12 protein-coding genes are annotated in these 15,029 nt (G+C 38.8%); 6 read left to right on the top strand and 6 right to left on the bottom strand.

Going from position 1 to position 15,029, the window contains the following annotated elements:
* The first annotated feature begins 5 nt into the window (after positions 1-5).
* Positions 6-428, top strand: a complete 423-nt coding sequence (locus tag Q0954_RS03910; protein WP_299453879.1) for a CBS domain-containing protein — start codon at positions 6-8, stop codon at positions 426-428.
* 189 nt (positions 429-617) lie between these two features.
* Here Q0954_RS03910 and Q0954_RS03905 read toward each other — a convergent pair whose 3' ends face one another.
* From Q0954_RS03905 to Q0954_RS03895, 3 genes are all read right to left on the bottom strand, one after another.
* Entirely contained in the window at positions 618-1,382 is a 765-nt protein-coding gene (locus Q0954_RS03905; RefSeq protein ID WP_299453876.1) for a hypothetical protein, read from the bottom strand.
* 79 nt (positions 1,383-1,461) lie between these two features.
* Positions 1,462-1,944 carry a nuclear transport factor 2 family protein gene (locus tag Q0954_RS03900; protein WP_299453872.1) on the bottom strand — a complete coding sequence of 161 codons (483 nt, stop codon included), beginning with the start codon at positions 1,942-1,944 and terminating at the stop codon, positions 1,462-1,464.
* A 51-nt stretch (positions 1,945-1,995) separates the two neighbouring features.
* Entirely contained in the window at positions 1,996-3,327 is a 1,332-nt protein-coding gene (locus Q0954_RS03895; protein WP_299453869.1) for an alpha/beta hydrolase, read from the bottom strand.
* Between the two features lie 513 nt (positions 3,328-3,840).
* Between Q0954_RS03895 and Q0954_RS03890 the strand changes: the two genes are divergently transcribed.
* The gene (locus tag Q0954_RS03890; RefSeq protein ID WP_299453867.1) at positions 3,841-4,674 is read left to right on the top strand and encodes a hypothetical protein; all 834 of its coding nucleotides are present in this window, start codon (positions 3,841-3,843) and stop codon (positions 4,672-4,674) included.
* 85 nt (positions 4,675-4,759) lie between these two features.
* On the opposite strand, the gene Q0954_RS03885 is transcribed toward Q0954_RS03890, so the two are convergent.
* Together Q0954_RS03885 and Q0954_RS03880 are read right to left on the bottom strand one after the other, a co-directional pair.
* Positions 4,760-5,641, bottom strand: coding sequence for a hypothetical protein (locus Q0954_RS03885; RefSeq protein WP_299453865.1), 882 nt, complete (start codon positions 5,639-5,641; stop codon positions 4,760-4,762).
* A gap of 63 nt (positions 5,642-5,704) precedes the next feature.
* Positions 5,705-6,013, bottom strand: coding sequence for a hypothetical protein (locus Q0954_RS03880; RefSeq protein ID WP_299453862.1), 309 nt, complete (start codon positions 6,011-6,013; stop codon positions 5,705-5,707).
* Positions 6,014-6,222: 209 nt separating this feature from the next.
* On the opposite strand from Q0954_RS03880, the gene Q0954_RS03875 reads away from it, so the two are divergent.
* The 4 genes from Q0954_RS03875 (at position 6,223) to Q0954_RS03860 (ending at position 12,673) form a co-directional block, all read left to right on the top strand.
* The gene (locus Q0954_RS03875; protein WP_299453860.1) at positions 6,223-8,052 is read left to right on the top strand and encodes an ABC transporter transmembrane domain-containing protein; all 1,830 of its coding nucleotides are present in this window, start codon (positions 6,223-6,225) and stop codon (positions 8,050-8,052) included.
* Positions 8,053-8,781: 729 nt separating this feature from the next.
* Positions 8,782-10,122 carry an adenylosuccinate lyase gene (purB, locus tag Q0954_RS03870; protein ID WP_299453858.1) on the top strand — a complete coding sequence of 447 codons (1,341 nt, stop codon included), beginning with the start codon at positions 8,782-8,784 and terminating at the stop codon, positions 10,120-10,122.
* A 541-nt stretch (positions 10,123-10,663) separates the two neighbouring features.
* Complete coding sequence (rsgA, locus tag Q0954_RS03865) at positions 10,664-11,737, top strand: ribosome small subunit-dependent GTPase A (RefSeq protein ID WP_299453856.1); 1,074 nt, start codon at positions 10,664-10,666, stop codon at positions 11,735-11,737.
* Positions 11,738-11,860: 123 nt separating this feature from the next.
* On the top strand, positions 11,861-12,673 hold the full coding sequence (locus Q0954_RS03860; RefSeq protein ID WP_299453854.1) for a leucine-rich repeat domain-containing protein: 813 nt from the start codon (positions 11,861-11,863) through the stop codon (positions 12,671-12,673).
* A gap of 7 nt (positions 12,674-12,680) precedes the next feature.
* Here Q0954_RS03860 and Q0954_RS03855 read toward each other — a convergent pair whose 3' ends face one another.
* The gene (locus Q0954_RS03855) at positions 12,681-14,996 is read right to left on the bottom strand and encodes a patatin-like phospholipase family protein (protein ID WP_299453852.1); all 2,316 of its coding nucleotides are present in this window, start codon (positions 14,994-14,996) and stop codon (positions 12,681-12,683) included.
* Positions 14,997-15,029 lie beyond the last annotated feature (33 nt).

Here is a 15,029-nt window from a genome sequence, read left to right as displayed (position 1 = left end):
TAGATATGAAAAAAAGAGAGTTAGTTACCAAGATAATGACGGACAACCCTGTAACCATTACTTTACAGGATTCTTTGATTGATGCACAGAAAATGATGGAAGACAAAAAGATTCGCCATTTGCCTGTAGTAGACAATCAGGAGATTATAGGCATGTTAAGCTATACTGACTTAATGCGGGTAAATTTTGTGGATAGTTATGGCGAGGGCAACGAGCAAGTAACAACTACTTTGTACAGTGTACTTACCATTGAACAAGTAATGATTGACCAATTGGTAACAGTAAATACAGAAACCACCATCAGAGAAGCCGCTGAAATTTTATCTAAGAAAGAGTTTCACGCATTGCCAGTAATAGACAACAACGGCTTGGTGGGTATTATTACTACTACCGATCTTATCAAGTATTTATTGGAACAATATCACTAAGCGAGATTATAGCCCACAAAGCTTACTTTATTAAATCTATATTTAGTTTTCCAATCACACCGCCCACTGAACCCTTGTTAGTAGGCGGTTTTTTATTGAGATTTATTTCATCATCATAAACCTGTTTAGGTTAGTTTGTATCAGTACTTTCGTCTAAACTGGGTAGACAATACAATATACCCCCCTCTCCTATTGTTCCTTATACCAGTGTGATTTGCCAAATTGAGTAGGATCAAAAAAGCCTTTAGGCAACTTGGGGCTGGTGTCTATGTTGGTGTACTCTTCTACCTGTACCAACCTGCCGTTGAGTTCAAAACTCACCTTTTGCTCTACCCAACCACCTCCAGTAGCTTGGTGTTTTGTATATTGTACATCTAATACTTTTGCACTTCGAGTAGCCCGTATTCGCCTTACTACATAAAAATGTGTCTGATCTAACCAAAATTGAGGAGTCTTAAGGTCGCCTTTTTTAGCTCCTATTACATATACCGGACGTCCATTGTAGGTATTGGCATGAAACAAATCGGTATTGTAACCTCCTTTTGTCAAAATGCGCAGGCACTTTTTAAGGCTATAATAATAAAGCCCTCCTTTCATGAGTAAAAAATGCTGAGGATCATAGCGGGTATTGGTTAATTTACCTTGTTTAAAGCTGTATGCCGAGTCAGCATCAAAAATAACTGATTTACCATTTTTGAGGTCACCTATATCTATTCTAAATTGATTAGGGTAACGAATAGCTTCATACCAGATAGCAGGTGTTGATGGTTGTCCTTGAGCATTGTAACGAATAGTTTTTTGGATAAAAGTAAAAGCCTTGAACCATTTGCCATCATAGCGTTTTTTCATTGCCTTAAGCAAACGTTTGGTAGAGTTAATTTTGCCCTGACTATGGGCAAAGGGTGTTAGGCTGAGTATCAGCAAAAGGCTCAATATGGTAAAGTGTTTTTTCATGAACGTAGTATTTTATAAAAAAAGGTTGCCTGTTGTACTGTCAGACAACCTTGTATTCTTTGTGTGGTGCCCCTCAAAATTATTTACATTTTTTTCGGCGACGGGTATCTATAATTGAAATGATTTTCCAGCCTTTTTCACTTTTAAACAACTGAAAATTATTTACTCCACAGTGCCTTAATTTACCATTGAGGTAAAACTGATAGGGAGTCCATACACTGGCAAGATTGTCATCAATTTGCACAACATATTTACTGATGCGCTCATCATAGGTATCTTCAGGCTTTTTCTTTTTGATAGATTCTACAAATTTGGTGTAGGCTCCGCCGTTGTGCAATACCGGTTTACCCGTTTTCCGATGGGTAAAAGTAGTTTGCAAAGTGGCGTTTTCATGAAAAGCACTTGCTACCATGTCAGGGTTACCCTGACGCATGCCATCAAACAATTGTTTGATCACTGCCTGTACTTTTTTACTTTCGTTTTTTATATCTTGTGCCTGTGCTGCGGCAGTCAAGGTTACGCTTAGTAACACTGCCCATACACTTTTTGCTATATAAGTCATTATTATAAAAATTTAAGTTGCGGAACATCCGCTTGAGTTAATAGGTTTTTACTATGAAGCTCTCACTTTTTCCAGAATCCAACTGCTGACAATGCTGAGCAAACGATAATTTTTTGCGTTATTTCTGTTTCTGCGATTTTGCCTGCTACGCTGCATGGTTTTCATCGCATTGAGCCAGTGATCACTGTTGGGTAGCTCTATGTAAGTAGCCTTGCCAGGATGTTTGCTATTTACAATTTTAGCAATCAAAGCATGGTCTTTGGCAAAACTCACAAAATCGGCTTTGCCGTGCACTACCAACACATGGGCGTTGATTTTCAACCAGTTTTTTGCTAGATTAAGACCACCTACCGAGCGTAAGTATTGATTGTGCTGTGGATAACGTAAATGTGGGGCAGTTTCGGGATATTTAGCTATAATATCTTGAGTGGCTTGCTTTTCTACCATAAGGTAATGTAAGGCTTTTTCTTTGGCTTGCATTATTACGCTTATTTCATCATAGGGCGTTCCTGCCATTTCTGCCTGACGGCGAGTATTTTCCATTTCATATTCTAACCAATTTCTACCTCCTACAGTCCCATAGGCAATGATTCCCTTGACTGGCATCTGGCTGGCAACAATGGGAGCAATAACACCTCCCATACTAAAACCAAGCATAAACACTTGATTAGCATCTACATAAGGCATTTTTTTCAAAGCCTTGATTCCTTGAAGGTAACCCTCTACCTCTTCTTCAAAAGAACATTCCCGACAAGGGGTACCTTGACTATCTCCCATCCCAGTCTTTTCTACCTGCATTACTACCATTCCTTTGCCTGTAAGTGAATCGGAGATCGCTTTTGAAAAACGGTTTACAGGGCTGTCTATCGTCGCACAACCCAAACCCTGTACAATCAGTACTGCTGGATACTTGCCATTGCCTTTGGGCTTGGTGATAATGGTACGCAAATGATTGGCATTGGCTTTTACTGAGCTATAGATTACTTCATAGGTTTTACTTTTCATTTTTGGGAATTCCTGAAAAGTCATCTGGGTTTGGCGTTTCTTACCTTGGCGGTAATAGGTCAGTCTTACTTTATCGCTTGCCTTAAATTGTTTGAGTAGGGGTATAAACTGACGTACATTAATAATTGAGTATTGATTGATAGCTGTCAAAATATCACCTGGTTTAACTTTGGCAAGCGCCAAACTAGACTCAGGTACTATGCGTGCTAAATAAACCCCTTGAGTATTGGGTAAACTGAGTTCTTTTTGCTGAGCTTCGGTCACATTTTGCAATTGGGCCCCTAAAAAAGCCCTACGAGGAAGTTGTTGCGCCTGAATACATTGCCAAGATAGCCCTGTAATAAGCATAAATATCAATGAGCATTTTAAACTTTTCATGGGTATATTATAATATCGTTGTGTTCTTGTTTTTTTGCTAAGCACATAAAGAACTTGTTTAAGTTTTTTTCAAATAATTCAAAATGGTTCTTTTACCCATATACTTCGTTGTGAAAATGCTCATTTAGCTAGGCTAAACTCCGCCTTCCACGCCTCGTCTATGTAAAAAATCACTCATTTTGCTCTCAATGCCAAAACCTTAAACAAGTTCAAAGAAAGAGTAAAACTGTTTTTGTGCCAGCCAAAATGTTCATAATATAAAAATACACATTTGATACAGAGAAAAATTGTCAAAAACTGCTTATTCAAAGAAAAATAGGTACTTTGAGATATTGATGGTGCTTTTCACCTATAAACCACCTCACCTTTTAGGCTGAAAGTAAAAAGCCTTGCTTTTGCATTGCTAAGAAAGTCATTTCCCTGATTTGATCGGACTTGAAAACTTAAGACCCTGTTGAATGTTATGTTTTAATTTAGGATAAACTCTTTGTTAAAGTCAAAATACCTTGACCAATGAAAAAAATAATCTTTATGCTGCTGCCCATACTTATAACCTTTAGCTTAGCAAGCTGTGGTGGTAGTAACACGCAAAATACTGCTTCAAACACGGACTCCAGCCAGATAAACACCCAACAGTTCCAAGAAGAAAACCCTGCTGCTGAGGGCTTCGATGCTCAAAACTCAGACCCCAAAGCCATTAAAATAGCCAATGAGGTAATGAAAGCGAGTGGAGGGCGTGCCAATTGGGATAAAACGCGTTTGATTAGTTGGAACTTTTTTAACCGGCGACAGTTGTACTGGGACAAAAAAACGGGAGATGTACGCATTGATTACAACAATGGCAAAATGAATATATTACTCAATGTGTACCGTGAACCACTCAAAGGCAAAGTACGAAAAGGTAGTGTAGCAATCACTCAAGCCGACTCACTACAAAAGTACCTCAAACGTGGTAAAAGTATATGGATCAATGATATGTATTGGTTATGTATGCCTTTTAAACTGAAAGATTCGGGGGTAACTCTTAAGTATGCCCGCGAAGACACCGTAAAAGGAGGTAGAAAAGCTGATGTGTTGACACTTTCGTTTAAGAATGTGGGCGATACTCCTCAAAATAAATATGAGGTGTATATAGACCAACAAAGTAAATTGGTGACACAATGGGCGTACTTTAAAGAAGCCAGCCAAGACTCAGCTAACTTTGTAATGCCTTGGCTCGACTACCAAAAATACGGCAACTTGATGCTATCGGGCAATCGAGGCAGAGCCAAGCTATCAAACATACAGGTAGTAGACAGTGTACCCGAAAAACTGTTCACGTCTTTTGATAAGGTAACATTGAAGTAGGTCATAAGTTGGTCTTGCAAGTCAAGACCAACTTGTTTTTTTTAAAAAGTATAGCTGCTTGCAGTTTATCGCTGATAGTTTGCCGCTATCTATACAAATCTATAATGTTAGCACTTACCCAATAAATATCATTGTTGCGGGTAAAGAAAAAATACTTCCCATCTTTGGTTACAAAGGGGCATAACTCGTGGCCTACTGTGTTGATCAAACTTCCCATGTCTTTGGCTTTACCCCAGCTCCCATCTTTTTGTTTAAAACTAATATACAAATCACCTCGCCGCGAAGCATCTCCACGAATGGAACAAAATATCAAATAAGACTCATCATACGCCACAAATACATCGGCTTCATAACGACGGGTATTCACTCCGGCACCCAAACGAACAGCAGGCTGAAACTTGTCTTTTTTAAGGTGTGACACATAAATATCGTAATTGTAAGAACGTTTGGCTGCGTGGTTCGACGAGAAATACATGTTCCCCTTTTGGGTAAAAGAGATGTAATATTCGTTTTTGTCAGTATTAATATTTCGCCCTGCATTGATAGGCTTGCTCCAGCCTTGTGTGGTGCGTTGGATGTACCATATATCAGCATCTTTTTTTGCTCCTTTGCCATTCAGTGGTCTATTAGAGATAAAATACAGTCTTTGTTCGTCGGGCGACAAAAAGGGGTCGTGGTAGGTGTATTGAGGGTGTTTTAGTAATATTTTCGGTTTACTCCATTGCCCATTTACCAGCTTACAATAGCGTATTTCTGGTTTTTGGTCAATATCTACTCCATAAAAAAACTCAGTGCCATCGGCAGAAAACACCGACCCAAACTCTACCTCTGCCTGAGTAGAAATGAGCCCAGGGGCAAATTTTTTGGGCTTTGACAATGGAGGGGTTTGTCCTAAGTATTTTTTGGATTGGGCAAAACTCCCAAAAGCATAACACATGCTAAGAATAAGAAGGGTTCTATGTATCATTTGTCAATTATAAGTTTTTTAATAAAGTACATAATCTATGCACAAAGACGCAAATTCTCCACTTTAAAACTCTCCCTTTGCCCATTTTTCTTGCAGTTCGAGGTATTTCTCACGGGGTTGACAGGTTTTCCAATTGATGTGGTGGCGGCGGCACACCCTGATATGAAACACCAGCCCCAGCAAAGGGTGTAAAATGATAAAAAACAAGGCATAGTGATAAAACCAATATATAAGGGCTACCGAAATGGTGAGGTAAAAAACGGCTTTGCCAGGTTGTTTCCAGCGGGGGCGCACCAGCTTGCCTGTATGTAAGTATCCTAGTACCCAGAGCAAAACTGCTACTAGAAGGTAAATATATTGTAGGTGGTTCATAAATATTGAGTAGACGATTTATTTACTTTTTTCAAACAATACGCCAGGCAGATGATGTCTGACACATTGCCAGCATTCAAAGGTTTTTTACCAAAACCAGATAATTTTCTTTTTCCCCAAACCTATTCTTCTTTTATTTAGTTTATAATAGCCTTATACTTTCTTTTTGGTAATTAGCAATTGGTTCAAGCGAACTCTTAAATTTGATCATGACAGCACATTCTAGCAAAAAAAATACCTCAAAAAACCAAAAAAAACGCATTACCCGCAAAGGTTTTAGCAAACTCATTCGCATTTTTCGTTTTATTCTTCCTTACAAATATACTTACCTGATAGGATGCTTATTTTTGGCAGGATCTACTGGCACTGCCCTACTCACACCTTTGTTATTAGGACAGTTTTTGGATGTGTCAACGGGTAAAACCAGCGATTTTTTTAGCTCTATCGATACCGTCGCTATCATATTTGCAATAGTGCTCGTAGCACAAGCTACTTTCTCCTTTTTTAGGGTACTGTTGTTTGTACGAGTAAGCGAAAATGCCATGAAAGACATGCGCATTTCAGCTTATAGTAAAATCATCAGCTTGTCGGTGGCATTTTTTGAAAAAAAGAGGGTGGGAGAGCTCACCAGTCGTCTTACTTCTGATATAGGGCAATTGCAGGAGGTGATGTCATTTACTTTTGCCGAGTTTTTTCGCCAAATAGGTACTTTGGTCATTGGGGTAGGCTTCTTGTTTTATTTCTCTACTCGCTTGGCTGTACTCATGATCCTCACTTTTCCAGTATTGGTATTTGCTGCAATATTTTTTGGCAGATTTATCAGAAAGCTGTCTAAAAAAGCCCAAGATGAACTCGCTAACGCCAATACGGTAGTGGAAGAGACTTTTCAATCTATCAGAGCTGTCAAGGCATTTACCAACGAAGCTTTTGAGGTAAAACGCTACGACCAGGCTTTGCACAAAGTAGTAAAAAATGCGATGAAAGCAGGAGCTTACCGGGCGGGGTTCAATGCCTTTGTCATTCTTGCCTTGTTTGGGGGCATTATCTTGGTGGTGTGGTATGGTGCCCACCTGGTAGACCAAAACCTAATGAGTGTAGGCGACCTTACTTCGTTTGCTTTTTACACTGTATTTATTGGCAGTGCTTTGGGCGGTCTAAGCAACCTATACGGACAAATTCAACGGGCAGTAGGCTCCTCAGAGCGTATTCTTGAAATTCTTGAAGAAGAGACAGAAATAAACCTGCCCCAGCTCACAACACAAACAAATGCACCTACCTTGAATATTCAGGGCAATATTTCTTTCAAAGATGTACACTTTTCTTACCCCACCCGAAGCGATGTTACGGTGCTGAAGCAGATCAATTTTGAGGTAAAGGCTGGGCAAAAAGTAGCATTGGTAGGCTATAGTGGCGGAGGTAAATCTACCATCGTACAATTGCTGTTTAGGTATTATGATGCCACTCAAGGTACTATCCTGATTGACGGAAAAAACGTTGATACTTATGATATTTCGGCATTACGCCAACACATAGGCATAGTACCTCAGGAAGTTATATTGTTTGGAGGCACTATTAAAGAAAATATTTTGTACGGGCGCCCTGACGCTAACGATGAAGAGGTACGCAAAGCTGCTGAACAAGCCAATGCCTGGAGGTTTATTGAAGGTTTTCCTGATCAGCTGGAAACTATAGTAGGCGAACGTGGGGTAAAACTATCAGGTGGACAACGACAACGTATTGCCATTGCCCGCGCGATACTAAAAAATCCAGAGATTTTAGTGCTCGACGAAGCAACAAGTTCGCTGGATGCAGACTCAGAACATTTGGTACAAGAAGCTCTTAATGAATTGATGCAAAACCGTACTACTATTATTATTGCCCACCGCTTATCTACTATTCGCTCGGTTGACACTATTTATGTGCTCAGTGAAGGAAATATTGTAGAAGCTGGTTCGCATGATGAACTAGTAAACCACGAAAACGGAGTATACAACAACTTAGTAAAGCTACAGTTTGAGGCTTCGAATGGGGTTTCTTAGTTGAAAGTGAAGTTTTTTGACAGTTCGGGCATAAAGTGCTAAAATGCAACACCACAGAGGGTATAGTATATTATCTTGCTTTTAGTGGGGCTAAAAGCAAGGCAATTTAAGGCTCTGAGAATGTTCAACAGGAACCAAAGACCAATGTACGCCAGTGTTATACTTAAACAAAGATGGTTTTGAGGATGGATTTTGACTAATTGCCTGAATACCAACATTAATCAACCGAAGCTACAGCTTTGCTGAGCTCAGCAAAGCTAATCCTGTAAATCCCAAAACCGAGTCTATTTATAAATCCTGATTCACCGGGGCAGCTTGCTGTGACGAGCTCACCGCAGGTAATCACTTTCATCTTAGTATAAAACAACATTGCCATTCCAACAAATGACTTTTGATTAATCAAGTCAGCATATACCATTCATTAAGGATGTAAAATTTTAACACAACTTGGTAAGCTATTTTTTTTCTCTCTGCCTAAGATTAAATAATTTTGGCTTTTAAAGCCTCTACCAACTTAGGAATGGTGTAAAAATAAATTTCTATAGTTTAATAAAATATTTTGTTGCTAGACGAGGCAAAAAATTGGCTAATAGCAGCGCTATTCGGCTATTTTTTAACAAAGTATAGCCTCAAAAGATGAGATTAAGAATGTAAATTTATTTTGGTACCATTCCTTAGTTATTCTATTTAACTAAGTGAGGCGTTTACTCCTTAATACACACCATTTTTATGGATTTAAATACATTGACCGCCATTTCGCCTATAGATGGGCGTTACCGCAATAAAGCGATAGAATTGGCTCACTACTTTTCTGAGTATGGGTTGATTCGTTATCGGGTATTGATAGAGATAGAGTACTTTATTGCTTTGTGTGAATTGCCTTTACCTCAATTGAGCAATTTTGACCAGGCTTTATTCCCTACTTTGCGTAAAATATACGAAGAGTTTACTATTGAAAACGCTCAGCAAATCAAGGAAATAGAAAAAACCACCAATCACGACATCAAGGCGGTAGAGTATTTTATCAAACAACAGTTCGAAGCACTGGATATTGCTCAATATCAAGAGTTTGTTCATTTTGGGCTTACCTCACAAGACATCAATAATACGTCTATTCCTTTACTCTTAAAAGACGCTATTGAAGAAGTAATTGTACCTACTTGGGCACAACTGCGTGACCGCATTGAAGAACTTGCCAAAAACTGGAAGAATGTTTCTATGTTGGCACGTACTCATGGGCAACCTGCCTCGCCTACCCGCCTGGGCAAAGAGCTAATGGTCTTTGTAAACCGCCTTGATCATCAATTAAACTTACTGAATACGCTCAATCACGCCGCAAAATTTGGTGGAGCAACTGGCAACTTCAACGCCCATCAAGTTGCTTATCCTGATACTCAATGGGTAGATTTTGCCAACAAGTTTGTGGGTTCGCTAGGGTTGGAACGGAGCCAGATAACTACCCAAATAGAGCACTATGACTATATGGCGGCTTGGATGGACAACCTTAAGCGTTTGAACACTATACTAATAGACCTCAACCGCGATGTGTGGCAGTATATCTCTATGAATTATTTCACCCAAAAAATAAAAGCGGGCGAGGTTGGATCATCAGCCATGCCACACAAAGTAAACCCGATTGATTTTGAAAATTCAGAAGGTAATTTAGGCATTGCCAATGCTATTTTTACTCACTTATCCGAAAAGTTACCCATTTCACGTTTACAACGTGACTTGACTGATTCTACCGTATTACGCAACTTGGGTACTCCATTAGGCCATACTGTAATTGCCCTCAAAGCTACACTCAAGGGTTTAAGCAAGTTGCAGCTCAACAAAACAGCCATAGATCAAGATTTGGAAGCTAATTGGGCAGTGGTGGCAGAGGCTATTCAAACTATCTTGCGACGCGAAGGCTACCCTAAACCTTATGAAGCTTTAAAAATGTTGACTCGCACTAATGAAAAAATCACCTCCCATTCTATCAAGTTATTTATCGAACAGTTAGATGTGGCAGATCATATAAAAAGCGAACTAAGTCAGATAACTCCATTTAATTATACTGGAATATAGATAGTCACTTGATCTAAAACACGAAGTCATCTCAACTTTTTTTATGGGTCACAAAACCACTATTTTGACTCCTGAATTCCTCAGCCTGCAAAAGCAAGGCTGTTCACTTTCAGCTTAAAAGTTGAGACGACTTCTTTATCAAAAAAAGCCGGTTATTGGTCAAATATTTTTTTATTTGGTAAACCTCACAAATATTTGCTATATTTGTTTAATCTATTTTAAAGATTATAACTAATTATAACAACCAACCTTAATTTATGTTTGCAATAGCATAAAAGTGTTAGCGGTTTTGCCACTAACACCCCACTTCTACACATCTTAACGAAAGGCTTTATACCAAAAGCCTTAAGCTTTTCTATTGCGTTTATTTATATCATTTCAAACGTCTAATTATCAGATAATTCGCTGTTAAACAGTGTTATTATTTACGCTATATGCCTTGTATGCATATCATTATAGGCATTATATGAAGCTTGTCATTGCAGGGTTAAACAAATGCTAACTGCCAAGAGAAGCTATTTTATAAAAAAACATTACCACGTTGAAATCAACTTTCACACTCGAACAATTAGGTTGGAACAATCATTTCATGCAACATTTCACCAACTCCGAAGCGCAAGGTTTCGAAGCAGGTAGAGTGGCCATAGAAAATAAAAATAATTATACAATTTTCAGTAGTCAGGGAGAACTTAAAGGAGAGATTTCGGGTAGACTACAATATACAGCTCACTCTGAGGCAGATTTGCCCAAGGTAGGCGACTGGGTAAGCATGCAGGTATTTGACCAACAAGCTATTATTCACGGGGTATTGCCTCGCTCTACTGTATTTACACGCAATGCTGCCGGAAAACGCAATCAGGCTCAAGTAATTGCGGCCAATATAGATGATCTATTGATTGTACAAAGCGCTGACCAAAACTATAATTTACGTCGTTTAGAACGTTATTTGGTTATGGCAGCCGAAGGAGGAATTGCTCCTGTAGTAGTATTGAGTAAGGTTGACCTAGCCACTGACTGGCAACAAAAAATGGAAGAATTGCAATCATTTGACGCTGACTTACCAGTGGTACCTGTAAGTAATACTTCGGCCATAGGCTATAAAGCTTTGAGCCAATGGATAAAACCAGGTAAAACGTTGGCAGTAGTAGGCTCATCAGGAGTAGGGAAATCTACTTTGATTAATCACTTATTAGGCACATCACAACAGGCAACCCAAACAGTGCGTGATAAAGATGACAAGGGCAAACACACCACTACACGCCGCGAAATGTTTATTACACAAAATGGAAGTATTTTGATTGATACACCTGGCATGAGAGAACTGCAACTATGGGAAAGTAAACAAGGCATAGGGCAGGTCTTTACTGATATTGAGGCACTTGCTCAAGATTGCCACTTTGGAGATTGTAGCCATACCAACGAGATTAAGTGTGCGGTATTGGCAGCTTTAGACAGTGGCGAATTGTCTGAAGAACGGTACCAAAGTTACTTGAAACTACAAAAAGAAGCTGATTATTTGGAATCCAGTGCTGATTTTTTGCGTAAAAAAGATGCTCGGATGAAGATGATACAGAAGGCTTACCGCCAACACAAAAAGAATAACCCAAAACGCTAACTAAACCCTATCAGGTGCAGCAATAATTGCTGCACCTGATACTAAAACAGCAATTACGGTTTTTTGATAAATATTAATAAGCTAAAGACCATGCTAAAAAAATTACGAAATTACTGGAACAAAATGACTCTCCCTGTTGACAAGGGGCAAGAAGTACCTGTGTTGCCTTTGAAGGGAATAAAGGATTATCCCACTGCTTCAAACAAAGAGGATCAAGCTTCATCACGTGTTGAAATTGACTTAGATGGGTTGAAAAAACTAAAAATAATGGTAGACTCTGGCGACGAAGTAAATATTTCGCTGGCGTTTCAGCTAATCAAAGGCTTTCATCTCACAAGCCTTGACTTAGACTTTCTAATTAAAGATCGAGATAAACGGGATTTTATATGTTTTAGAAATGGCTACCTTACTCCATTTTCCGAGCTGAACGTGTTAGATTTTGGGCGCTGGAAACAAAAAATAACCACCATACCCACCGAAATAGCAGAGCTAGTATTACTTAAACGCATTATTTTACCAGGGCATCATTTACAAACCTTACCTGCCGAAATCAAGCATTTACACCAGCTCGAGTGGCTCAACTTATATGACAATAAGATAGATCATTTGCCTGAAGAAATAGGTGAGTTACGAGGTTTAAGGTGGCTGTTTTTGCGTGATAATTACCTAAAAACCATGCCTCCTAGTATAGGTAAGTTAAAAGGCCTTATTCGCCTCAACTTAAGTAATAACCACCTTACCAGCTTACCCAATGAAATAGGGGGCTTGCCTCTACTGGATGAGCTTAACTTAAATAACAATCGATTGACAGAGTTGCCCGAATCGATCAAACACCTAAAAAAGCTCACTCGGTTATACGTCAAAGACAACCCTATTTCTTTTAAACAAAGGGGAGAACTTAGGTTTTTGCTACCGCATACCAAAATATTTTTTTAAGGATTGTTTACCTAAGTAAGTATTGTAAACGCCGCAGTGAGCTTTGGTTTCGAAGCTCCCATATTGTGCGCTTAATATTTTCTTTTTGTTTTTGCGTCAAGCGCAAACTAAGCGGTGCACGTTCAGTAATAATAATTTTATAAGGGTTAGCTCTACGTTGCCCTTTTTTTATTTGTGCTTCTTTTTCTTTAATCTCTTTTAAGCTCTTAGATATGGGTACATACTGAAACTCAATTCGATTGATAGGTCCTCTGAACCAACTACGGGCAAACTCAACCAAATTGTCGTTGTGAATATCTTGCGAATACTCCCAGTTGTACAATACACTCCCCAAAGGAGTGGTTAAACGTTGAAAAAATGATTGCTCCAGGCTGGTTTCTATAGGTTTGTCTTTTTGAGTATCACGTATAGATACAAATATTACCCCTGAAGTATTTTCAGCAATCCAATCTTTAAATACATACAAAAAACGAACAGCATTATCCACTCCAAAGTTATCAGACAAGCCAGCATCTATAATTTCCATTGCCGGGTTACTTGGCAGCTTGACATTAGGGGTGATATACGGAAAAGAAGCACTCATCCGTAAGGCAGTCAAAAACCTTAAATTGTTGGAACCTTGTTTATCAAAAAAGCGCAAAAACTCAATTCCCTTGGCTTTTTGGTTCAAAAAACGACGCTGATAAATACTGGGCACAGTCATATATGATACATTCAAAGGGGATATGAATAGCTTACGACCATCATTCATAATCGTAGGTGCCAAAATCATCATAGGAATTTGCGCCAGCAACTCAGGTTCTTTATAGTCGCACAGAGGTTTATCTAGTATGTTATTGGTATTCTTGTTGAGTTGTTGTTCGAAGGCATAACCTCGATCTTTATGGTATTGGTAATTACCAAACTTGAACTTGCCTTTGACAAAAAACAAATCATTCACCACCAAGCTAAACATCAATGCATTCAAGTTATCTTTGGCTATATTATCCAGGTATTTTGGGTCGTATACATCAATATTTCCCCCGCTTAGTTTATCTCTCAAATACAACTCCCTGAAATAACTTGCGCCAATCAACCCTCCCGAAGCACCTGACATAAGCATTGTGTGTTCCATTAAACGCCCGTTAAGTGTGCTGTCTACAATTTGCAATGTACGCATTGTCCAAACTGAAGCTCTCAAGCCTCCACCGCTTGTACATAGAAAAATCATTTTTGGTTTTTTGGAGAATTTTTTGCGCCAGTTTTCCAAAGCAATTTTAGTGATATTTACATCTTCGCTATAGTTTTTATCATTGCTTAGATTTTTGATTCGCCTAAGATTGTAAGGAGCTTTGGTAGTGTTGTAGTTGAGCCCATAAGCTTCATAATCAGTTAATAAAATCCCTTCTTTCATCAAAAAATTCAGTACCATCAACAAGCAAAAGGTAATGGTAACTGTCCATCCTCGCAACCAATAAGATAACGCCCCTATCACCATAATGGCAATGGTGAAAAGCAATACCAGGCTGGCACCCGCTGGAATCTGGAAAAACTGATGGTCGCGAAAAGCACCTACAACAAATACCAGTGTAAGAATAATAAACTGGATAATGACACCATTTCTGAAATTCTGATTAAATACTCGCTCGTGGCGACGGTACGAAAAGTTGATTTTTTCTTTGTCTAGCCTGGTAGGTACAAAAAAGTTATTGAGGTAATAATCTACTTTAAACTTGCTGCGCTTGGTTTCATAAAATCGCTCTAGCACATTTACTCTCACCATACGGGTACGACTTAGGCTTTTATTAAGCTGAGAAGCAAATAACTTGAAAAAGTCTTTGTTGGTGCTGGCCGAATAAATATAAATACCACTTGCCGAAATGACAAAACCTGCCACCAATCCACCAAAACGAACCCATAGCTCTTCATTTGGCATACGTTGTGCCAACTGGTATTGAATAAGGTGAATAAGGTAGATGCCAGTAAACAAAAATGGAATGGTACTGTTATTAATTAAAAACTTGGTAAATGGGCGAGGCAACCCTCCTAAAAAGTTGAACTTTTGACTATCTAGTATATAAGAGGTAATTTGATAAGAAAGGGTAAATATTCCGAGGGTAATGCCTACAATAAAAAAACTCCAGAAGTTAACTTTGTCGAGATACTCAGGCTCTAAAAACAACGAAGGTAAGCCCACGGCTGACCCAAACTGCTCGGTAACAATGACCATAAGTAATAGCCAAAAAATGAGCAATAATTGGTTTTTCTTAATATTAAGAATAAACAATTGTACTGGAAACGAGTATACCAATCCATTGATAAATTTACGTAAGATATTCATCATACATTGGCAGAGGTTTGTGTGGGTATTATTGAA

Origin of the sequence: uncultured Microscilla sp. (assembly GCF_947493425.1) — a bacterium.
Classification (GTDB): Bacteria; Bacteroidota; Bacteroidia; order Cytophagales; family Microscillaceae; genus Microscilla.
The sequence above is the reverse complement of the archived record's forward strand: the minus strand, read 5'-3'. Positions and strand labels throughout refer to the sequence as shown.

Excerpts from the sequence above, each read along its gene's own strand:
- Q0954_RS03910 (WP_299453879.1), top strand. The coding sequence starts at position 6 with ATGAAAAAAAGAGAGTTAGTTACCAAGATAATGACGGACAACCCTGTA.
- Q0954_RS03905 (WP_299453876.1), bottom strand. The coding sequence starts at position 1,382 with ATGAAAAAACACTTTACCATATTGAGCCTTTTGCTGATACTCAGCCTA.
- Q0954_RS03900 (WP_299453872.1), bottom strand. The coding sequence starts at position 1,944 with ATGACTTATATAGCAAAAAGTGTATGGGCAGTGTTACTAAGCGTAACC.
- Q0954_RS03895 (WP_299453869.1), bottom strand. The coding sequence starts at position 3,327 with ATGAAAAGTTTAAAATGCTCATTGATATTTATGCTTATTACAGGGCTA.
- Q0954_RS03890 (WP_299453867.1), top strand. The coding sequence starts at position 3,841 with ATGAAAAAAATAATCTTTATGCTGCTGCCCATACTTATAACCTTTAGC.
- Q0954_RS03885 (WP_299453865.1), bottom strand. The coding sequence starts at position 5,641 with ATGATACATAGAACCCTTCTTATTCTTAGCATGTGTTATGCTTTTGGG.
- Q0954_RS03880 (WP_299453862.1), bottom strand. The coding sequence starts at position 6,013 with ATGAACCACCTACAATATATTTACCTTCTAGTAGCAGTTTTGCTCTGG.
- Q0954_RS03875 (WP_299453860.1), top strand. The coding sequence starts at position 6,223 with ATGACAGCACATTCTAGCAAAAAAAATACCTCAAAAAACCAAAAAAAA.
- purB (WP_299453858.1), top strand. The coding sequence starts at position 8,782 with ATGGATTTAAATACATTGACCGCCATTTCGCCTATAGATGGGCGTTAC.
- Q0954_RS03860 (WP_299453854.1), top strand. The coding sequence starts at position 11,861 with ATGACTCTCCCTGTTGACAAGGGGCAAGAAGTACCTGTGTTGCCTTTG.
- Q0954_RS03855 (WP_299453852.1), bottom strand. The coding sequence starts at position 14,996 with ATGATGAATATCTTACGTAAATTTATCAATGGATTGGTATACTCGTTT.